The organism is Vibrio sp. 10N.222.46.A1 (assembly GCF_041473595.1).
Classification (GTDB): Bacteria; Pseudomonadota; Gammaproteobacteria; order Enterobacterales; family Vibrionaceae; genus Vibrio; species Vibrio tasmaniensis_A.
Genome location: NZ_JBFRSN010001184.1, coordinates 1 through 435 on the forward strand (window position 1 = coordinate 1; position 435 = coordinate 435).

Genomic DNA, 435 nt, shown 5'->3' on the forward strand with positions numbered 1-435 from the left:
GTGCACCAATACGTAGGTGCTGATGTCCTTGCTTAACCTTATTCGTCAAAGAACGAAATTGACCTAACTGCTGATACACCTTTTCCGCTTCTGGCAGCAAGGTTCTCGCTTCAACCGTTGGCACCAACCGACCTTTGACACGCTCAAACAATCCAAAACCAAGTTGTTGCTCTGTGTGTGCCAGAATACGAGTCACATTAGGTTGTGACACATGCAGATTACGCGCAGCCCCAGATACGGTTCCGGTTTGCATAATGGCGTAAAAGACTTCCAACTGTCTTAGGTTCACATTGATGTCCTTATGGTTCGCGAAACAAATCTAGGGGTTGGCTTTTCTTGTATTAGCTAAGCTGTTTTTCGGTCTAGCTGTTTAATTAGCTGTCTGTCTATTTATCTACTTGGCTATTTCGCTATTTCGCTATTTGGCTATTTGGC

Annotated in this window: 1 protein-coding gene; it reads right to left on the reverse strand. The window is 44.4% G+C overall.

Going from position 1 to position 435, the window contains the following annotated elements:
• Positions 1 to 289: LysR family transcriptional regulator (locus tag AB4496_RS25070; RefSeq protein ID WP_372132523.1), on the reverse strand; the 289-nt coding region annotated here is incomplete at its 3' end.
• Between the last annotated feature and the right edge of the window lie 146 nt (positions 290 to 435).